The sequence below is a fragment of the Azospirillum lipoferum genome, assembly GCF_024170005.1.
Lineage (GTDB): Bacteria > Pseudomonadota > Alphaproteobacteria > Azospirillales > Azospirillaceae > Azospirillum > Azospirillum lipoferum.
The window spans coordinates 405,312-425,349 of sequence record NZ_JALJXJ010000003.1 but is presented as its reverse complement, the minus strand read 5'-3'; the positions used below and the strand labels follow the sequence as shown (position 1 = coordinate 425,349).

The window sequence follows — 20,038 nt, the reverse complement described above, 5'->3', positions numbered from 1 at the left end:
CGGGAGAGGGCGTTTAAGACTGCCCTCACCCCAGCGCCTTGTAGAAATACGTCGTGTCGCACAGCCCGCCCTGCGGCCACAGGGCGTAGTTCGGGATGATGCCGACCTTCACCCAGCCGGCGCGTTCATAAAGCCGTTCGGCATCGGGCGAGGCGGTGTCCAGCACCAGCAGGGTCTTGCCGGCGGCGCGGGCGGCCTCCTCGGCCGCCCGCATCAGGGCGGCGCCGACGCCACGGCGGCGGGCGCGGCGGTGGACCAGCATCTTGGACAAATCGGCGCGGTGCGGCTGGTTCGGCGGCTGAGCGACCACCATTTGGACGGTGCCCAGCACACCCTCTCCATCCTCCGCCACCAGCAGCAGGCGTTCGCCCCGCTCCACCCCGGCCACCACGTCCCGCCAGAAGCCTTCGGCGGTAGCGCGATCGAGCGGCGCCATGAAGCTGACCGACGCACCGCCTTCCACGCAATCCAGCAGCACGTCGGTCAGCCCCGGCATGGCAGCCTGGGCTTGTGCCCCCGTCAGCAGGCGGATCGTCACTTCGCCGGCTTCGCGCTCTCCAGTCTGCCGGCGGGAGTCGAGGCAGGCACTGTCCATGGCATGCTCCATCAGCGTTTAACGGTGTTTAAGGCTGGGCGACCGTCGGTGATCAGCGCCACGATGTAGCGGGCGGTCCGATCGGTCGGGTTATGGAAGCCGGTCGGCCGGTCGAGCCGCATGGCGAGGCAGTCGCCGGCGGACAGGCGGTGCGTCACCTCCCCCAGCGTCAGTTCGATGGTGCCGTCAAGCAGATAGACCTGCTGGTCCACCATGGCCGCGCGGTTGCCGCTGTCGTAGGAGACGCGGGCGCCCGGCGGCAGCTCCACCTCCACCAGTTCGATCGGCGACGGAAAGCCCGGCGGCGACAGGTTGCGGCGGCGATAGCCGGTGGCGGGGTCGGTCCAGGCGATCTGCTCGGCGCGGCGGGCGACCGGACTGGCGTCTTCCCGCTCCGCCTCCGCGAACAAGGCGGCCAGCGTCACGCCCAGGCCGGCGGCCAGCCGGTCAAGCACGGAGGCGGTCGGGCTGCTTTCCCCCCGCTCCACCAGCGAGATCATCGAGCGGCTGACGCCCGACCGCTCGGCCAGGCCGTCCAGTGTCAGGCCGCGGTCCGCCCGCAAGGCACGCAACCGGGTGGCAAGCCGGCTGTCGATGTCATTTCCAGTATTTTCCATGAAGTTAGAATGGTGTTCCAGGATATTGGAGTCAACGTCCAACCGCACAGTCTTGGCCATGAATCTTTTATGACCGCCGCGCAGGGCTCGCGGCGATGGTGTAGAAGGGCTGAAGCTGTCGCTTCCCATCCCATTCTCATCCCCAAGTCCGGTGCCACCCCCATGCGCCCGAAGGCGTCGCCGCCCACCCCGCTTCTGACCGCCATCCTGCTGATGCTTGTGCCCCTCGCCGGTGTGCTCGTCTGGGCGGTCCATGACGGAGCATTGCATGGCGGGCTGGCGCTGGTGGCAGGCATCGCGGCGTTGGCTGGCGCCGTTCAGGTTCTGCGGACCTACCGTGGCGCTGCCGATGCGATGACCGACTATGCCGGCCGGCTGGCCGAAAGCGACGAGCCGCTTGCCCCGGCCGGGACGCCGCCCGCGCTGAAGGCGCTGGCCGCCACCATCGGACGGTTGCATCGGGTCGGCCTGCGCCGGGCCGAAAGCGTGCGGATGCAGCTGGACGCCGACGAGGCGGTGATCGACGCCCTGCCCGCCCCGCTGCTGCTGATGGATGCCGACCGGCAGGTGGTGCGCGCCAACCAGACCGCGCGGGAGCTGTTCGGCGACAAGATCGTCGACCGCGACCTCGCTTCGTCCCTGCGCACGCCGGCGGTGCTGGAGGCGGTGGATTCGGTGCTGCGTGGCGGCGCGTCGCGCATCATCGAGTTCACGCTGCCGGTCCCGGTGGAGCGCAGCTTCGAGGCGCAGGTGAAGCCCTTCCAGCGGCTGGTGCCGGAACCCGATCCGTCCCTGCTGGACGGCGAGATCGAGGACGAGCCGGCGCTGCGCCCGCCCACCGTCGCCCGCATGGCGATCCTGACCCTGCACGACGTCACCGCTGCCCGGCGATCGGAACAGATGCGTGCCGACTTCATCGCCAACGCCAGCCATGAATTGCGCACGCCGCTGTCCTCGCTGCTGGGCTTCATCGAGACGCTGCGCGGCCCCGCCCGTGACGATCCGGAGGCGCAGGACCGTTTCCTGGCGATCATGCATGATCAGGCCAGCCGCATGACCCGTCTGGTCAACGACCTGCTGTCGCTGTCCCGCATCGAGCTGGACGAACATATGCCGCCCAGCGGCCGGGTCGATGTGGTGGAGGAGTTGGAGAACGTCATCGCCGCGCTTCAGCTGAAGGCGGCGGAGCGCCGCATCCGCCTGCGCCTGGAGGCGCCGGAGGAGTTGCCGCCCGTTGTCGGCGACGAGGACCAACTGACCCAGGTCTTCCAGAATCTCGTCAGCAACGCGATCAAATACACGCGCGAAGACACGGATGTGACCGTCACTGTGGCGCTGGCCGATGGTGCGGCGGTGGGCTTCACCGGTTTGCCGGCGCCCGGCGGCATGGGCAAGGACAAGCGCGTCGGGCGTGGCGGTACCGCCATGGTGTCGGTTTCGGTGCGCGACCGCGGCGACGGCATCGCCCGCACCCACCTGCCCCGCCTGACCGAGCGCTTCTACCGTGTCGACGCCGCCCGTTCCCGCGCCATGGGTGGTACCGGGCTGGGGCTGGCCATCGTCAAGCACATCCTGAACCGCCACCGCGGTCGCCTAACCATCGAAAGCGAGGTCGGGGTGGGCAGTGCCTTTACGGTTTATCTGCCGGCCGAGGCTCCCTCTCCCCCCCGGGGAGAGGGCCGGGGTGAGGGGGAGATGCTGCGTATCGTCCCCAAAGCTCCCGCCGCGCATTCCCCTCACCCTAACCCTCTCCCCGGGGGGGAGAGGGGATTTGGCAGTGTGCGAGAGGGGTGAAGGCTTTCTGTGACGCTGTCATGAAAGCGTCATAAAAATGTAATCAATTGGTCGCCCTCCGGGTCTATGGTCCGCGCCATTCCGATGGACCAGTCTCCGTTTGATCGAGGAGGGGCACCCGTGACCACCAGGACGCCTGTCGTCGCCGCGAGCGCCTTGGGCATGGCCCTCAGCCTTGTCGCCGCACCCGCCTTCGCGCAGTCGCGGGATCAGATCCGGGCGGTCGGCTCCTCCACCGTCTTTCCCTTCACCACCGCGGTGGCGGAGGCCTTCGGCAAGACCGGCAAGTTCAAGACCCCGGTCGTCGAATCGACCGGCACCGGCGGCGGACTGAAGCTGTTCTGCGCCGGTGTCGGTCCGGCGCATCCCGATATCGCCAACGCGTCGCGCCGGATCAAGAAGTCGGAAGTCGACCAGTGCGCCGCCAACGGCGTCACCACGATGACAGAGCTGAAGATCGGCTACGACGGCATCGCCCTCGCCTCGTCGAGGAAGGCGGCTCCGGTGTCGTTGTCCACCGTCCTCCTGTGGAAGGCGCTGGCGAAGGAGGTGCCGGTGAACGGTGTGCTGGTCGCCAATCCTTACAAGCTGTGGTCCGACATCGACCCGTCGCTGCCCAGGACGGCGATCGAGGTGCTGGGTCCGCCGCCCACCTCCGGTACGCGCGATACCTTCAACGAGCTGGCGATGCTGGAAGGCTGCAGGAAGCTGGCCGAGGTCGCCAAGGCGGTTCCCAACGAGAAGGCGCGCGAGCGCACCTGCATGACGATCCGCGAGGATGGCGCCTATGTCGAGGCCGGCGAGAACGACAACCTGATCGTCCAGAAACTGACCGCCAATCCCAACGCCTTCGGCGTCTTCGGCTACAGCTATCTCGACCAGAACCGCGACAGCTTGCAGTCGGCGAAGATGGACGGGGTGGAACTGACGGCGGAGACCGTCGCCGCCGGCAAGTACGAGCTGGCGCGCCCGCTCTACATCTATGTCAAGAACGCCCATGCCGGCGTCATCCCGGGCATCCGCGAGTTCATCGGCGAATACACCTCGGAGCGCGCGATGGGCGACGACGGCTATCTGGTCGACAAGGGCCTGATCCCGGAGCCGAAGGCGTTGCGCGAAGCCGCCCGCATCCTGGCGGTGAACCTGACCCCGCTCCAGTTCTGACCTTTTCCTCCGTCCGAGCCGCCCGCATGCAGCTGACCCTCCTCGCCCTGATCCTGACCTTGCTCACCGTGATCGGCTTCCTGATCGGCCGGTCGCGCGCGGCGGCGTCGGTCGGCGGGCGGGTGGCGGAGCTGCATTCGGTCCCCTCCTACCACGGCGTCTATGTGGCGCTGTGGGCCGGGTTGCCGGCGCTGCTGCTGTTCCTCGCCTGGACGGCGTCGGAAGGCTGGCTGGCGATGCAGCTGGTGCTGTCCGCCTTGCCGGAGCGGCTGACCACCGGCGACGGCCAGTCGGTCGCGCTGCTGAAGGCCGACATCCTCAACCTCGCCCGCGATATCTCCACCGGGCGCGAGCCCGATCCGCTGGTGGCCGAGGCGGCCCGCCGCTACGCCGCCTTCCGCGATCTCGCCGACTGGAGCCTGCTGGCCGTCGGCGCCAGCCTCGCCGTCGCCGGGCTGGCCTGGGGCCGCCACCGCATCGGCCCGGACCTGCGGGCCCGCCCGGTGGTGGAGCGGGTGGTGCGGGTGGTGCTGGTTCTCTGCTCGCTGGTCGCCATCCTGACCACGGTCGGCATCGTCCTGTCACTGCTGTTCGAAGCGCTGCGCTTCTTCACCGTCGTCTCGCCGCTCGACTTCCTGTTCGGCACCCATTGGAGCCCGCAGATGGCGATGCGGGCGGATCAGGTCGGATCCAGCGGCTCCTTCGGCGCGATCCCGCTGTTCGCGGGCACGCTGCTGATCACCGTCATCGCCATGGCAGTGGCGGTGCCGGTCGGGCTGATGGCGGCGATCTACATGTCCGAGTATGCCGGGCGCGGCGTGCGCACCTGGCTGAAGCCGGCACTGGAGATTCTGGCCGGCATCCCGACGGTGGTCTACGGCTTCTTCGCCGCCTTGACCATGGCGCCCTTCGTGCGCTCGGTCGGCGAGGCGCTGGGGCTGGACGTCAGTTCGGAATCGGCGCTGGCCGCCGGCATCGTCATGGGGGTTATGATCATCCCCTTCGTCAGCTCGCTGTCGGACGACGTCATCAACGCGGTGCCGCAGAGCTTGCGCGACGGGTCCTATGGGCTGGGCGCGACCAAGTCGGAAACCATCAGGCAGGTGGTGCTGCCGGCGGCGCTGCCGGGCATCGTCGCCGCGGTGATGCTGGCGGTCAGCCGCGCCATCGGCGAGACGATGATCGTCACCATGGCATCCGGCCTGACCGCCAACCTGACCGCCAACCCGTTGCAGGCGGTGACCACCGTCACCACCCAGATCGCCACGCTGCTGGTCGGCGACCAGGAGTTCGACAGCCCGAAGACGCTGTCGGCCTTCGGCCTTGGCCTCGTGCTGTTCCTCGTCACGCTCTGCCTCAACATGGTCGCCCTGCGGGTGGTCCGGACCTATCGGGAAAAATATGACTGACCTCGTCGAGCAGGACGCGGCGGCCGTGACGCCCTCCCCTGCCCCTTCCACCGCGCCGAAGTCGCGCCTGCGCAGCGAGGCCTTCGCCCGGCGCCTGCGCGCCCGCCATGCCGCGGAGCGCCGCTTCCGGCTGGCCGGAGCGGCGGCGGTGGCGCTGGCGGCGCTGATCCTGGTGCTGCTGCTGGGCTCGATCGTCGCCAAGGGCGCCAGTGCCTTCCTGGAGGCGCGCATCCGGCTGGAGGTGACGCTGGACCCGGCGGAGGTCGCCGACCGCAACTACACCGCCTTGCTGCGCCGGGCTCTCTACGCCCAGTTCCCGCAGGTGACCGACCGTGCCGGCAAACGCGTGCTGAACGACCTGCTGTCTTCGGGCGCGCCCTACGAGCTGGAGGCGATGGTGGCGAAGAACCCGGCGCTGGCCGGGACGACGCAGACGATCTGGGTCCGCGCCGACGACCAGATCGACCAGCTGGTGAAGGGCGCCTACCGCCGCGACCTGCCGGAGAGCGAGCGCGGGCTCGGCGACGCCAAGATTGCCGCCGCCGATGCGCTTCTGGCCTCCGGCGCGCTGGCGCAGGGCTTCAACACCACCCTGTTCACCGCCGGCGACAGCCGCGAGCCGGAACAGGCCGGCATCGGCGGCGCCATCGCCGGCTCGCTGCTGACGCTGCTGGTGACCATGGCGCTGTCGGTGCCGACCGGCATTGCCGCCGCGGTCTATCTGGAGGAGTTCGCAGCCAGAAACCGCTGGACCGACCTGATCGAGGTGAACATCAACAACCTCGCCGCGGTGCCGTCGATCATCTTCGGCCTGCTGGGTCTGGCCGTGTTCCTCGGCTTCTTCGGCATGCCGCGCTCCGCCCCGCTGGTCGGCGGGCTGGTGATGGCGCTGATGACGCTGCCGGTCATCATCATTGCGTCCCGCGTCGCGCTGAAGGCGGTGCCGCCGTCGATCCGCGAGGCGGCGCTGGGCATCGGCGCCTCGCCCTTGCAGACAGTGCTGCACCATGTGCTGCCGCTGGCGATGCCCGGCATCCTGACCGGCACCATCATCGGCATGGCCCGTGCGCTGGGCGAGACGGCGCCGCTGCTGATGATCGGCATGGTCGCCTTCATCGTCGACATCCCGCACGGGCTGACCGACAGCGCCACTGTGCTTCCGGTGCAGATCTACATGTGGGCCGACAGCCCGGAGCGTGCCTTCACCGAACGCACCTCCGCGGCGATCCTGATCCTGCTCGGCGTCCTGATCCTGCTGAACGGGGTGGCCGTGATCCTGCGCAAGATTTTCGAGAGACGGTGGTGAGCGCCCCATGAGCATTACAAGCGGCATTCAGAACCAGCTGAAGCTGCGGCCCCGCGCCGACGACCGTACCGGTCAACGTTCGGGCGCCGCCGGCCTCCCCAACAAGATGACCGCCCGCGGGGTGAAGGTGTTCTACGGCGCCAAGCAGGCGCTGCGCGGCATCGACCTCGACATCCAGGAAAACCGGGTGCTGGCGCTGATCGGCCCGTCCGGCTGCGGCAAGTCGACCTTCCTGCGCTGCCTGAACCGGATGAACGACACCATCGAGGGCTGCCGGGTCGAAGGGCAGATCGCGCTGGACGGCGAGGACGTGTACGGCAAGGCCGTCGACGCGGTGCAGCTGCGCGCGCGGGTCGGCATGGTGTTCCAGAAGCCGAATCCCTTCCCCAAGTCGATCTACGACAACGTCGCCTATGGGCCGCGCATCCATGGTCTCGCCTCCGGCCGGGACGAGCTGGACGAGGTGGTGCAGACCTCGCTGAAGCGCGCCGGCCTGTGGGCGGAGGTGAAGGACCGCCTGCGCGAACCCGGCACCAGCCTGTCCGGCGGCCAGCAGCAGCGGCTGTGCATTGCCCGCGCCATCGCCGTCAGCCCCGAGGTGATCCTGATGGACGAGCCCTGCTCGGCGCTCGACCCCATCGCGACCGCCCATATCGAGGAGCTGATCGACGAGCTGCGAGCCAACTACACCATCGTCATCGTCACCCACAACATGCAGCAGGCCGCCCGCGTGTCCCAGCGCACCGCCTTCTTCCATCTGGGCGAGATGGTGGAGTGCGACGACACCGAGGAAATCTTCACCAACCCGCGCGACGAGCGTACCCAGGGCTACATCACCGGCCGCTATGGCTGAGATCCACCCTTTGTGCCCGACGCCTGCCCCTCTTCCCTCCTTTGTTGAAAAGGCTGTGCCATGCCGGTTAACGTCGAGACGCGCGCTGTGAACGGAGCCTCCATGAACGCGGCCCTGAAGCCGCTCGTCCTGATCGTCGAGGACGAGGCCGACATCCTGACGCTGCTGAAGTACAACCTGGAAAAGGAAGGCTTCCGCGTCGCCACCGCCAGCGACGGCGAGGAAGCTCTGCTGGCCGCCGGCGAACAGACGCCGCACATCGTCCTGCTCGACTGGATGCTGCCGCTGATGAGCGGGCTGGAGGTCTGCCGCCAGCTGCGCCGCAACGCCAAGACCCGCGACATCCCGATCATCATGCTGACCGCCCGCGGCGAGGAAGGCGACCGGGTGCGCGGCCTGAATTCCGGCGCCGACGACTACATCACCAAGCCCTTCTCGCCGACCGAGCTGGTCGCCCGCATGCGCGCCGTGCTGCGCCGGGCGTCGCCCGGCATGACCGACGAGGTGCTGACCTTCGCCGACGTGACGATGGATCTGGCCGCCCACCGCGTCCGCCGCAACGGCCGGGACGTACACCTTGGCCCGACCGAATTCCGCCTGCTGCGCCACTTCATGCAGCATCCCGGCCGCGTCTTCTCGCGTGAGCAGCTGCTCGATCTGGTGTGGGGCCACGACGTGTACGTCGAGCCGCGTACGGTCGACGTACACATCCGCCGCCTGCGCAAGGCGATGAATGAAGAGGACGAGCTGGACCTGATCCGCACCGTGCGGTCGGCCGGCTACGCGCTGGATACCAAGTCGATGTGAGTGAAGGGTAGGATGGGGGCCAAACCACCGCATCCCTGGTGAGACTGCCCCCATGATCCTGCTTTTCACCGACTTCGGGCTATCCGGCCCCTACACCGGTCAGATGAAGGCGGTGTTGGCGCAACAGGCGCCGGCTGTCCCGGTCATCGACCTCTTCGCCGACGCCCCCGCCTTCGACCCGCAGCTCTCCGCCTATCTGCTGGCGGCCTACGCTCCGGTCTTCCCGGCCGGCAGCGTCTTTCTCTGCGTCGTCGATCCCGACGTCGGCACCGACCGGCGGCCGGTGATGGTGGAGGCCGACGGGCGCTGGTTCGTCGGGCCGGACAATGGCCTCTTCGCCCTGCTCGCCCGCCGCGCAACGTCGCTAAACGCCTGGACCATCGACTGGATTCCCGACCGGCTGTCCGCCAGCTTCCACGGCCGCGACCTGTTCGCCCCCGTCGCCGCCAGCCTCGCCACAGGCCGTCCGGTCGAGCGCAGTCCGTTTCCCCGCGACGCCATCGACCGTTCCGACTGGCCGGACGAGTTGCCGCGCATCGTCTATGTCGATGTCTATGGCAACGCCATGACCGGGATGCGGGCATCCACCCTGCCCGCCGATGCGGTGCTGACCGCCGCCGGCACCCGCATCACCCGCGCCCGCACCTTTGGTGCCGTCGGACCGGGGCAGCCGCTGTGGTACGAAAACTCCAACGGGCTGGCCGAGATCGCCGTCAACCGCGGGCGGGCAGACCGGGTGCTGGGTCTCAAGGTCGGCGATGCGGTGACGGTGGAGTCCTGAGCGGGCCAAAAGAAAACCGCCCGGAAGCGGGGGCTTCCGGGCGGCGGCTGCTTGATCCGATGCTTGTCCGATCAGGCGTCTCGGGTTCAGTCGTTGTTGCGCTGGCCCAGGAACTGCAGCAGGAACTGGAACAGGTTGATGAAGTCCAGGTACAGCGTCAGGGCGCCCATCAGGGCCAGCTTGCCGGTGCTCTCGTGATCGTAGCCCTCGGCGTAGCTTTCCTTGATCGCCTGGGTGTCATAGGCGGTCAGGCCGGTGAAGATCAGCACGCCGATGGCGGAGATGGCGAAATGCAGGGCTGGCGACTGGAAGAAGATGTTCGCCAGGCCGGCGATCACCAGGCCGATGACGCCCATCATCAGGAACGAGCCCATCTTCGACAGGTCGGCCTTCGTGGTGTAGCCGTACAGGCTCATCGCCAGGAAGGTCGCGGCGGTAACGAAGAAGGTCAGCGCGATCGATGCCCCGGTGAAGACCAGGAAGATGGCCGACATCGACAGGCCCATGGCGCCGCAATAGGCCCAGAAGATCATCTGTGCCGATGCGAAGGACAGGCGCTGGATGCCGAAGGACAGCACCATGACGAAGGCCAGCGGGGCCAGCATCACCACCCACTTCAGCGGCGTGCCGAAGATCGTGGCCATCATGGCCGGGCTGGACGACACGAGCGCCGCGACCAGACCCGTCAGGATCAGGCCGGCACCCATGTAGTTATACACGCGCAGCATGTGCTGGCGCAGGCCTTCGTCGAAGTATCCCCGATCTGTCGCGCGGCCCACGGTCGCGAAGCGGTTATAGGTCGGGTCTGCCATGGTTTGGTTTCCTCGGTGGAATTGGGTGATCCCGTCGCAGGACATATTGGCGAGTCCGTCAGGCGGTTCAATAGGAATCGGCAACGCTTTTTCCAGATGAAAAAGCTTTCACGATTCGTTTTTCCTGCGGCTTCATGACACAGGCGTCACTCGTTCCGAAGCAATGGTGCCGAAGGCTGGCCCAAAGCCCGCCAAGTACCATAGAACCCGAAAGCCAGCGTGATCGCCGTGCTCAGCAAAGCGGTGGTGACGACCGCCGACGGCAGGAAGCTCCATTCCCAATGCATCAGGAACTTCAGCACCGCCCAGGCGGTCAGGGTTCCGATGATGCCGGCGATCACCGCGGTCAGCAGGCCGAGCAGCCCATATTCCAGCAGGAAGGCGCGCAGCACGTCGCCGCGCGTGGCCCCCAGCACCTTCAGCACCACCGCGTCGTAGACCCGGCGACGATGCCCGGCGGCGACCGCGCCGGCCAGAACCAGCGTGCCGGCGGCCAGCGTGATGGCGGCGACGATGCGCACCGCGGTGCCGATATGGCCCAGCATCTCCGCCACCGTGTCGAGCGCATCCTTCACCCGCACCATGGTGATGTTGGGGAAGCGTTGCAGCACCGCGCGCTGCACCTGGGTCTCGGCATCGGGCGTGGCGCGGACGGTGGCGACCCAGGTCTGCGGCGCGCCCTCCAGGGTGCCGGGGGCGAAGACCATGGTGAAGTTGATCGCCATGCTGCTGAAATCGGCGGAGCGCACGTTGGCGACCTTCGCCTCGATGCTGCGGCCCAGGATGTTGACGGTCATCGTGGCGCCCGGACCGATGCCGAAAGCCTCGGCGACGCTCTGGTGGATGGAGATCAGCGGCGGTCCGGCATAGTCGATCGGCCACCAGGACCCGGCGGTGACGGTCGAATGCTTCGGCAGCGTCGCCGAATAGGTGATGCCGCGGTCACCGGCCAGGATCCAGGCCTGTTCCGGGTTGACCAGCGCCTTTTCGGCGTCCTGGCCGTTGACCCGCTCGATCCGGCCGCGCAGGCTCGGCACCGCCTCGAAGGCGCTGGCGCCGGGGACGGCGGTGACGAGGTCATGCAACGGGTCGAACTGGTCGCGCTGGATGTCGACGAAGAAGAAGGCGGGGGCGTCCTGCGGGATCGTCTCCGACACCCGGCGGGAGAAGTTGCCCTGGATCAGCGCGATGGCGACCAGCACCGTCAGGCCGAGGCCCAGCGACAGCACCACCGCCGCCGTCGGGTTGCCCGGCCGGTGCAGGTTGGCGAGCGCCAGCCGCAGGCCCGGACGCCGGACCCGCCCCACCCGCGCCGCTCCCCAGGTGACCAGGGCGGCGGCGGCGCGGAAGGCGATGAAGGTGGCGATGGAGCCGCCAACGAACCACAGGGCGAACAGCTTGTTGTGCGCGGTCAGCACCGCCAGCCCGGCGAGCGCCAGGGCCGACAGGATCATCGCGACCGTGTAGGGCGTGCGCGGCCGTCCGCCGGCCGGCGTGATCACGTCGCGGAAAAGCGCGCCTGCCGGCACCTCGCGCGCCCGGCCGAGCGGCCACAGCGAGAAGGTCAGCGCCGTCAGCACGCCATAGAGGGCAGCGAGCGCCAGGGCGCCGGGATAGACGCCGATATGGGCCGACACCGGCAGCACGCCGTCGAGCAGCCTGCCCAGCGCCAGCGGCGCCACCGCGCCCAGCGCCAACCCGATGACGATGCCCAGCAGCGCCAGCGCCAGGATCTGCGCCAGATAGAGCTGGAACACCAGGGCGCCGGGCGCGCCGATGCATTTCATCATGGCGATGGTGCGGGCGCGCGAATCGAGATGGCTGCGCACCGCGTTGCCGACCCCGACGCCGCCGACCAGCAGCGCGGTCAGCCCGACCAGCGTCAGGAATAGCGTCATGCGATCGATGAAGCGCTCGATCTGCGGCGAGGCGTTGGTGTAGTCGCGCATCCGCCAGGGCGCGTCGGGGAAGCGGCTGCGCAATCCCTCCTGCCACGCTTTGAGATCGGTTTCCGGCGGCAGCGCCACCTTGGCGCTCCACCAGGTGAGACTGCCGGGTTGCAGCAACCCGGTGTTCGCCAGAGACGGCAACGCCACCAGCAGGCGCGGCCCCAGCGAGAAGGCGTTGGAGGAGGCGCGGTCCGGCTCGCGGTCCAGCACCGCGCCGACGCGGTAGGCGCCTTCGCCGACATGGATGGTGTCGCCGAGCTTGATGCCCAGCCGGTCGACCAGACTGGCCTCGACCACCGCACCCCAGCGACCGTCCTTCTGCGCCAGCGCGTCGCGCAGGTCGCCGCCGCCTTCCAGCGTCACGGCGCCATAGAGCGGATAGAGATCGTCGACCGCCTTCAGCTCGACCAGGGAGGAGCGGACGTCGTCATCCGCGCGGGCCATCGCCCGCATCTCGGCGGAGGTCGAGACCCGGCCGCCGGCCTTCAGCGCTGCCATCTGATCGTCTGCCGGCGGGCTGTAGAGTTGCTGCAACGCGACGTCGCCGCCGAGGATGGAGCGACCATCGCTGGCCAGCCCATCGAGCAGCCCGCTCGACACCGACTGCACCGCCGCGATGGCGGCGACGCCCAGCGCGAGGCAGGCGAGGAAGACCCAGAACCCTTTCAGGCCCGTGCGCAGCTCCCGCCGGGCAAGCCGAAGCGCAAGGCGGAGGTTGGTCATCGCACGCCCCCCTCACACCCGCGCTGCTCCCCTTTCCCCTGCGGGTGCCCTCTCCCCCCCGGGGAGAGGGTTAGGGTGAGGGGGATGCATGGTGAGGATTGTTTCAATGACGAGGGCTTTGCGCGTCGAGCGACGCCACGCAGTGCGTCCCCCTCACCCCGACCCTCTCCCCGACCCTCTCCCTGGGGGGGAGAGGGAGAAACGGCCCGCAGAAGTTCTCCCATCCCCCTCACTCCCCCGCCGCCTGCAGCTTCGTGCGCCGTGCCGCCTGTCCGTCGTCGGCGATCCGCCCGTCCGCCAGCCGCACCGTGCGGTCGCAGCGCGCCGCGAGGCTCTGGTCGTGGGTAATCAGCGCCAGCGTCGTGCCGCGCCGCTCGGCCAGATCGAACAGCAGCTTGACGATGGTGGCGCCGGTGTCGATGTCGAGGTTGCCGGTCGGCTCGTCGGCCAGCAGAAGCGACGGCTCGGTGACGAAGGCGCGGGCGAGCGCGGTGCGCTGCTGCTCGCCGCCCGACAGCTGGCCGGGATAATGGTGGATGCGATGGCCCAGCCCCACCTGCTCCAGCCCGACGCGGGCGCGGTCGAAGGCGTCGGCGACGCCGGCGAATTCCAGCGGGATGGCGACATTCTCCAGCGCCGTCATGGTCGGCACCAGATGGAAGGCCTGGAAGACGATCCCGACATGCTGGCGGCGGAAGCGGGCCAGACCATCCTCGTCCAGCTTCCTGAGATCCTGTCCGGCGACGCGGACGATGCCGCCGCTGGGGCGCTCCAGGCCGGCCATCACCATCATCATGGTGGACTTGCCGGAACCGCTGGGGCCGACGACGCCGACCCGCTCCCCGGCCGCCACCTGAAGATTCACGCCGCGCAGGATGTTGACGGGTCCGGCGCCGCTGTCCAATTTCAGGTGGACGTCGTCGAGTTCAACGATGATTTCGTTTGAAGACCGGGCGATGGAGTTTGACGACGTTGCAGGGGACTGAGCCTTGGACATGCGACACTCGCACAAGCGGAATGGACCATCGCCATATGGCACGACCCGCCGGGCTTTCAACACGGGCGTCCTCGGCGCCACGCTGGCCTTTCTTTTCGCCGCAGGGATATCGATGACCGTTCCGAACCGCGCGGACGCCGCGCAGCCGGTGAAGCTGCTGGCGCTGGGCGACAGCCTGACCGCCGGCTACGGGTTGCCGGAACCGCAGGGCTTCACCCGCCAGCTTGAGAAAGCGCTGGCCGCCAGAGGCTATAGCGTCACCGTCGTCAATGCCGGCGTGTCGGGCGACACCACCGCCGGCGGCCGGGCGCGGCTGGACTGGGCGCTGGCCGACAAGCCGGACGCCGCCATCGTCGAGCTTGGCGCCAACGACATGCTGCGCGGCCTCGATCCCGGTCAGGCCAGGGCCAACCTCGATGCCATCCTCAAGACGCTGGCGGAGCGCAAGGTGCCGACCCTGCTGGCCGGCATGTTCGCCTCCCCCAGCCTGGGCAAGCCCTACACCGACAAATTCAACGCCATCTACCCGGATCTGGCGAAGACCTACAACGTGCCGCTCTATCCCTTCTTCCTCGACGGGGTGGCGTTGCAGCAGGCGCTGATCCAGCCGGACGGGCTGCATCCCAACGCCCAGGGCGTGGCGGTGATCGTGGAGCGCATCCTGCCCTCCGTCACCGCCCTGCTCGACAGTCTGCCGCAAATCCAGAAGACTACTGAAAAACCCGGAGGCTGACCCGCCATGACCGTGACTCTGGACAGCGACACCCGCTTTCACGCCGCCTGCGCCGCAGGGGCGGAGTGGGGACCGACGGTCAAGGCCTGCCTGGATAGGCTGGGGCCGGTCGCCGGCTGCAACCTGGGCTTCCTCTACCTGACCGACGGGCTGGCGGAACATGCCACCAGCATCGTCACCCTGCTGCGCGGCGTCACCGGCATCCGCCATTGGGTCGGCACTGCCGGCATCGGCGTGATGGCGAATGGTGAGGTCCTGTTCGACGAGCCGGGGCTGGCGATCATGGCCGCCCGCCTGCCGGAGGACAGCTTCCGCCTGTTCCCCACCCTGACCGACGGGCTGGAACCGCTGCGCGGCAGTGCCGGCGGCTGGCTGGACAGGCATGGCGCGGCGCTGGCGCTGGTCCATGTCGATCCGCACCATGCCGACATGGCCGGGCTGGTGGCCCGCCTGTCGGAGGAGGCCGGCGTCTTCCTGGTCGGCGGCCTGACCGCCTCGCGCGGGGAATTCCCGCAGATCGCCGCGGGGGCGGAGGATTCCGATCCGGTGACCGAGGGCGGCGTGTCGGGGGTGCTGTTCGCGCCGGATCTGCCGGTCGCCACCGCCCTGACCCAGGGCTGCCGCCCAATCGGGCCGACGCGCACCGTCACCGCCAGCGACGACAACGTCATCCTGGAGATCGACGGCCGTCCGGCACTGGACGTGTTCAAGGAGGACATCGGGCCGGAGCTTGCCGCCGACCTGCGGCAGGTCGCCGGGGTGATCTGCGCCGGGCTGCCCATCGTCGGATCCGACATCCAGGACTATCTGGTGCGCGACCTCATCGCCATCGATCCACGCGCCGGCTGGCTCTCCATCGCGGAGCGGGTGACCACCGGCCAGCCGGTGATGTTCACCCGCCGCGATGCCGACACCGCCGCCGCCGACATGCGCCGCATGCTGGACAGCCTCAAGAAACGGGTGAAGGCGACGCCGAAGGGGGCGGTGTATGTCAGCTGCATCGCCCGCGGTCCCAGCCTGTTCGGTGCCGCCGATGCCGAGCTGTCGATGATCCGCGAGACCTTCGGCGACATCCCGCTGACCGGCTTCTTCGCCTCGGGCGAGGTGTCGCATAACCGGCTCTATGGCTACACCGGCGTGCTGACGCTCTTTCTGTAAAAATCATTTCGAATAAGGAAGGTTCCGGATGCAGTATCGTCCGCTCGGCCGCACAGGCCTGTCGGTCAGCGCCATCGGCCTGGGCACCATGACCTGGGGCCGCCAGAACACCGAGGCCGAAGGCCATGCTCAGATGGACGCCGCTCTCGACCGCGGCATCAATTTCTGGGACACGGCGGAGATGTACGCCGTCCCACCGACCGCCGACACCTACGGCAAGACGGAGGAGGTGATCGGCAGCTGGTTCCAGTCGCGCGGCAAGCGCGACCGGGTGATCCTCGCCAGCAAGATCATCGGTCTGCCGGCCGGCGGCTTCGGCTGGGTGCGCGAGGGCAAGTCGCGGCTGGACCGCGCCAACCTCTTCGCGGCGGTGGAGGCCAGCCTGTCGCGGCTGAAGACCGACTATATCGACCTCTACCAGATCCATTGGCCGGACCGCGTCACCAACCGCTTCGGCGTCCGCAGCTACCGGCACAAGCCGGAGCAGGACGGCGTGCCGATCGAGGAGACTTTGGCGGCGCTGGCCGAGCTGGTGCAGGCCGGCAAGATCCGCCATGTCGGCCTGTCGAACGAGAGTCCGTGGGGCGTGATGCGCTGGCTGCGCGCGGCCGAGGTGGCAGGGGAGTTGGCCGGGTTGCCGCGCGTCGCCTCGATCCAGAACGCCTATAACCTGCTGAACCGGACCTTCGAGAACGGGTTGTCGGAGGTGGCCCTGCGCGAGGATGTCGGGCTGCTGGCCTATTCGCCGCTGGGGGCCGGCACGCTGACCGGCAAATATCTGAACGGGGTCATCCCGCCGGGCAGCCGCCGCGCGCTCGACCACCGGCCGTCGCGCTACGCCACCGTCAATGCCGACGCCGCGACGGAGGCCTATCTGGACATCGCCCGCCGCCACGGTCTGGCACCCAACCAGATGGCCATCGCCTTCACGTTGCAGCAACCCTTCGTCACTTCGTCGCTGATCGGGGCGACGACGATGGAGACGCTGATCTCCAACATCGACTCCCTCGACCTGACCCTGTCGCCGGAGGTGCTGGCGGAGATCGATGCCGTGCACAACCGCATGCCGGATCCCTGCCCGTAAGCTGTCGTGCTGCCCGCCCTCCAAACCAAAGGGGGCGGGCCGTTGCAGCAACCGGTCCTTGCTGTAACCCTGGAGGTGCCCGATGCTCCGCCTGTTCGTCGCCCTCGACCTGACGGAGGAGATCCGCCGGCGGCTGGCCGGGCTGGCCGGCGGGGTGCCCGGCGCGCGCTGGACCGAACCTGAAAACATGCACCTGACCCTGCGCTTCATCGGCGAGGTGCCGGAAGATCAGGCGATGGACATCGACGCCGCGCTGGCGGAGCTGCGGGCGCCGGCCTTCTCCCTCACCCTCGACGGCGTCGGCGTGTTCGGCGCCGGCCGCAAGGCGCGGGTGCTGTGGGCGGGGGTGGAGCGCAACGAGGCGCTGGCCCATCTCCAGGCCAAGGTCGAATCCGCCATCGTCCGCTGCGGCCTGCCGGCGGAGGAACGGAAATTCTCCCCCCACATCACGCTGGCCCGGCTGAAGGACGCGCCGGTCGACCGCATCGGCCGCTTCCTGTCCGACCGCGGCCTGTTCCGAGCCGGGCCGATGCCGGTCGATCAGGTCACGCTTTACCGCAGCCATCTCGGCAACGGTGGGGCCGTCTATGAGGCGTTGGGGGAGTATCCGCTGGATGGCGCGACGGTAGGCTGACGGCGTTCAGGCGACGATGCTGTCCCAGGGATCGGCATCGGTCTCACGCTTGGCGCCGGCTGCGGATTCAGCCATGGTCCCGGTGATGACCACCCGATCCTTGCCATCCTGCTTGGCGCGGTACATGCGCTGATCGGCCAGTTCCACCAGCGCCTCCCAATCGGCGGGGCGGTCGGCGGTCTGTTCGGCGATGCCGATGCTGGCGGTCTGCAGGCTGCCGTCCGGCCGCTTGCCGAAGCCGGCGCGGCGCATCCGCTCCACCGCGATCACGGCGCCGTCCAGCGGGGTGTCGGGCATGACCACCAGGAACTCCTCGCCACCCCAGCGGATCAGCGCGTCGGACTGGCGCAGCAGGCTGCGGATGGTGTTGGCGGCATGGCGCAGGACGCGGTCGCCCTCCTCATGCCCATAGCGGTCGTTGACCGCCTTGAAGTCGTCCAGGTCGACGAAGATCGCCGACAGCGGCTGCGCGGTTCGTTCGGCATGGGCGACCTGGAGTTTCAGCAACTCCTCGCCGATCCGCCGGGAAAAGGCGCCGGTCAGCGCGTCGTGCGCCGCCTGCTGCAGCAGCGCGATCATGAAATGCAGCTGGCTGATCGCCGCCAGCGTCGCCACCACCGCGATCAGCGCCAGCAGCCACAGCGCGCTGATGTAGGACGGGAACGGCATCACCAGCGACCCGTAGAAGCCGGCGGCCAGATGGGCGCCCAGCATCGGGGCGGCGAACAGTGCCCCTTCCACCGCGGTCAGCGGAAAGACGCTGAGCCCCGCCACCATCACGAAGGGCAGATAGCCGTAGCCGGCGCTGACGGCGATCCGCAGGTCGTCGACCCCCTGGTTGTAGAGCAGCGGGTGCGAGATGGCGAAGAACAGCGTCGGGATCGCCAGCAGTGCAGCCAGCCGTCCCCAGGCGCATCTCATGTCCTCGCAGGACCGGCGGTCGAAGGCGAGCGCCAGGAAGGCGGCGCTGGCGGTCAGGCGCAGCAGGATCAGCCAGATCGCCAGCGACCATTCGAAGACGGTGACGTCGATGGCGATCCACAAGGGCGTCAGCACGCCGAAGATCAGCGCCACCATGCGGACGCGCGACTGGATCATCGCGGCACGGCGACGTTGCAGGATCGGCGTGTGCCCCGCCGGCAGGATCAGGTCGGGCAGTTCGTCGCTGCGGACGAAGGCATCGACCAGCGCGGCGAGAAGCCTCTCAACCCGCATCAGGCAGCCCGCCCCCGGCACCGGCCGGACATGTCGCCAATGGATTAGCCATGCTGGGTGATTACACGTGCATGACCAGCCCTTCAACGGCTTTCGCGTGGAATTGGCTCATAGGCCGTTAGAAAACACGGAAAGATCCCAGCGTGCGACAAAAAGTAACGGGCGGTGCATCGCAGACGCACCGCCCGTCCAACACATCCGCGATTGCCGACGGATCAGTCCTTCAGGTCTTCCCAAAGCTCCTTCACCTTGGCGAAGAAGCCCTCCGACTGCGGGTTCGACCCTTCCTTCGCAGCACCCTCGAATTCGCGCAGCAGTTCCTGCTGGCGCTTGGTCAGGTTGACCGGGGTCTCCACCACCGCCTGGATGTACATGTCGCCACGCTGGGCGCTGCGCAACACCGACATGCCCTTGCCCTTGATGCGGAACTGGTGGCCGGACTGGGTGCCCGGCGGCACCGTCACCTTGGTGCGGCTGCCGTCGATGGTCGGCACCTCCACCGAACCGCCGAGCGCCGCCGTGGTCATCGGGATCGGCACCCGGCAGTGGATGTTGGCACCGTCGCGCTGGAAGATCGGGTGCGGCCCGATGGCCAGGAAGATATAGAGATCGCCGGCCGGCGCCCCGCGCAGCCCCGCCTCGCCCTCGCCGGCCAGACGGATGCGGGTGCCGTCCTCGACACCGGCGGGGATGTTGACCTGCAGGGTCTTTTCCTTGCGCAGCCGGCCGGAGCCGCCGCAGTTCTTGCAGGCGTCCTTGATGACCTTGCCGGCGCCGTGGCAGCCGGGGCAGGTCCGCTCGATGGTGAAGAAGCCCTGCTGCGCCCGCACCTTGCCATGGCCCTGGCAGGTCGGGCAGGTGATCGGCTGGGTTCCCGCCGCGGCACCGGAGCCGTTGCAGCTGTCGCACTGCACGGTGGTGGGCACGCGGATGGTGGTCTGGGTGCCCTTGAAGGCGTCCTCCAGCCCGATCTCCAGGTTGTAGCGCAGGTCCTGGCCGCGGCCGGACGCCCCGCCGCCGCCGCGGCGCCCGCCCATGAACTCGCCGAACATCTCGTCGAAGATGTCGGCGAAGCCGCCGCCGCCGCCGAAGTCGAAGTTGAAGCCGCCGGCGCCCGCACCGGGACCCGGACCACGGCCACCCTCGAAGGCGGCGTGGCCGAACCGGTCGTAGGCCGCGCGCTTCTGATCGTCCTTCAGGACGTCATACGCCTCGCTGATTTCCTTGAACTTCTGCTCGGCGTCCTTGTCACCCTGGTTGCGGTCCGGGTGGTACTGCATCGCCATCTTGCGATAAGCCTTCTTCAGCTCATCCGCGCTGGCGTTCTTCGCCACACCGAGCAGCTCGTAATAATCCTGTTTCGCCATGGGGGCCGACCGCCTTTGAGTCGTTCTGGTCCAAACTGTC

General features: G+C 68.5%; 18 protein-coding genes. 11 read left to right on the top strand and 7 right to left on the bottom strand.

The features are described 5' to 3' along the window. Window positions 1-25: 25 nt before the first annotated feature. Both J2848_RS09455 and J2848_RS09450 read right to left on the bottom strand, forming a co-directional pair. The gene (locus J2848_RS09455; RefSeq protein WP_149229272.1) at window positions 26-595 is read right to left on the bottom strand and encodes a GNAT family N-acetyltransferase; all 570 of its coding nucleotides are present in this window, start codon (window positions 593-595) and stop codon (window positions 26-28) included. Between the two features lie 11 nt (window positions 596-606). Beyond that, window positions 607-1,212, bottom strand: coding sequence for a helix-turn-helix domain-containing protein (locus J2848_RS09450; RefSeq protein ID WP_149229273.1), 606 nt, complete (start codon window positions 1,210-1,212; stop codon window positions 607-609). A 162-nt stretch (window positions 1,213-1,374) separates the two neighbouring features. On the opposite strand from J2848_RS09450, the gene J2848_RS09445 reads away from it, so the two are divergent. The 7 genes from J2848_RS09445 to J2848_RS09415 all read left to right on the top strand — a co-directional run bounded on the left by J2848_RS09445 (window position 1,375) and on the right by J2848_RS09415 (window position 9,326). Next, window positions 1,375-3,006 (top strand): ATP-binding protein, encoded by a 1,632-nt coding sequence (locus J2848_RS09445; protein ID WP_149229274.1) that lies wholly within the window; start codon window positions 1,375-1,377, stop codon window positions 3,004-3,006. Window positions 3,007-3,126: 120 nt separating this feature from the next. Beyond that, on the top strand, window positions 3,127-4,170 hold the full coding sequence (locus J2848_RS09440; RefSeq protein WP_149229275.1) for a PstS family phosphate ABC transporter substrate-binding protein: 1,044 nt from the start codon (window positions 3,127-3,129) through the stop codon (window positions 4,168-4,170). A gap of 26 nt (window positions 4,171-4,196) precedes the next feature. Continuing rightward, window positions 4,197-5,579, top strand: coding sequence for a phosphate ABC transporter permease subunit PstC (gene pstC / locus J2848_RS09435; RefSeq protein ID WP_149229276.1), 1,383 nt, complete (start codon window positions 4,197-4,199; stop codon window positions 5,577-5,579). Then, the gene (pstA, locus tag J2848_RS09430) at window positions 5,572-6,885 is read left to right on the top strand and encodes a phosphate ABC transporter permease PstA (RefSeq protein WP_149229277.1); all 1,314 of its coding nucleotides are present in this window, start codon (window positions 5,572-5,574) and stop codon (window positions 6,883-6,885) included. Before pstC ends, pstA begins: the two co-directional genes overlap by 8 nt. Window positions 6,886-6,991: 106 nt before the next feature. After that, a complete protein-coding gene (gene pstB / locus J2848_RS09425) occupies window positions 6,992-7,738 on the top strand; it encodes a phosphate ABC transporter ATP-binding protein PstB (protein WP_149230396.1) in 747 nt (248 codons plus the stop codon). A 102-nt stretch (window positions 7,739-7,840) separates the two neighbouring features. Continuing rightward, a complete protein-coding gene (gene phoB / locus J2848_RS09420) occupies window positions 7,841-8,545 on the top strand; it encodes a phosphate regulon transcriptional regulator PhoB (RefSeq protein WP_149229278.1) in 705 nt (234 codons plus the stop codon). A 52-nt stretch (window positions 8,546-8,597) separates the two neighbouring features. Continuing rightward, window positions 8,598-9,326, top strand: a complete 729-nt coding sequence (locus J2848_RS09415; RefSeq protein ID WP_149229279.1) for an SAM hydrolase/SAM-dependent halogenase family protein — start codon at window positions 8,598-8,600, stop codon at window positions 9,324-9,326. A gap of 86 nt (window positions 9,327-9,412) precedes the next feature. On the opposite strand, the gene J2848_RS09410 is transcribed toward J2848_RS09415, so the two are convergent. The 3 genes from J2848_RS09410 to J2848_RS09400 form a co-directional block, all read right to left on the bottom strand. Further along, the gene (locus tag J2848_RS09410) at window positions 9,413-10,138 is read right to left on the bottom strand and encodes a Bax inhibitor-1/YccA family protein (protein WP_149229280.1); all 726 of its coding nucleotides are present in this window, start codon (window positions 10,136-10,138) and stop codon (window positions 9,413-9,415) included. Between the two features lie 146 nt (window positions 10,139-10,284). Then, window positions 10,285-12,810, bottom strand: a complete 2,526-nt coding sequence (locus tag J2848_RS09405; protein WP_149229281.1) for an ABC transporter permease — start codon at window positions 12,808-12,810, stop codon at window positions 10,285-10,287. 229 nt (window positions 12,811-13,039) lie between these two features. Continuing rightward, a complete protein-coding gene (locus J2848_RS09400) occupies window positions 13,040-13,807 on the bottom strand; it encodes an ABC transporter ATP-binding protein (RefSeq protein ID WP_149229282.1) in 768 nt (255 codons plus the stop codon). Window positions 13,808-13,919: 112 nt separating this feature from the next. Here J2848_RS09400 and J2848_RS09395 point away from each other — a divergent pair, with 112 nt between their 5' ends. The 4 genes from J2848_RS09395 (at window position 13,920) to thpR (ending at window position 17,416) form a co-directional block, all read left to right on the top strand. Beyond that, complete coding sequence (locus tag J2848_RS09395; protein WP_149229283.1) at window positions 13,920-14,540, top strand: arylesterase; 621 nt, start codon at window positions 13,920-13,922, stop codon at window positions 14,538-14,540. A gap of 6 nt (window positions 14,541-14,546) precedes the next feature. Further along, window positions 14,547-15,698 carry an FIST signal transduction protein gene (locus tag J2848_RS09390; RefSeq protein WP_149229284.1) on the top strand — a complete coding sequence of 384 codons (1,152 nt, stop codon included), beginning with the start codon at window positions 14,547-14,549 and terminating at the stop codon, window positions 15,696-15,698. Window positions 15,699-15,726: 28 nt separating this feature from the next. Next, on the top strand, window positions 15,727-16,782 hold the full coding sequence (locus J2848_RS09385; RefSeq protein WP_149229285.1) for an NADP(H)-dependent aldo-keto reductase: 1,056 nt from the start codon (window positions 15,727-15,729) through the stop codon (window positions 16,780-16,782). An 82-nt stretch (window positions 16,783-16,864) separates the two neighbouring features. Then, on the top strand, window positions 16,865-17,416 hold the full coding sequence (gene thpR / locus J2848_RS09380) for an RNA 2',3'-cyclic phosphodiesterase (RefSeq protein WP_149229286.1): 552 nt from the start codon (window positions 16,865-16,867) through the stop codon (window positions 17,414-17,416). Between the two features lie 6 nt (window positions 17,417-17,422). Here thpR and J2848_RS09375 read toward each other — a convergent pair whose 3' ends face one another. Continuing rightward, entirely contained in the window at window positions 17,423-18,631 is a 1,209-nt protein-coding gene (locus tag J2848_RS09375) for a GGDEF domain-containing protein (RefSeq protein ID WP_149229287.1), read from the bottom strand. Between the two features lie 215 nt (window positions 18,632-18,846). Continuing rightward, window positions 18,847-19,998, bottom strand: coding sequence for a molecular chaperone DnaJ (dnaJ, locus tag J2848_RS09370; RefSeq protein WP_149229288.1), 1,152 nt, complete (start codon window positions 19,996-19,998; stop codon window positions 18,847-18,849). Window positions 19,999-20,038 lie beyond the last annotated feature (40 nt).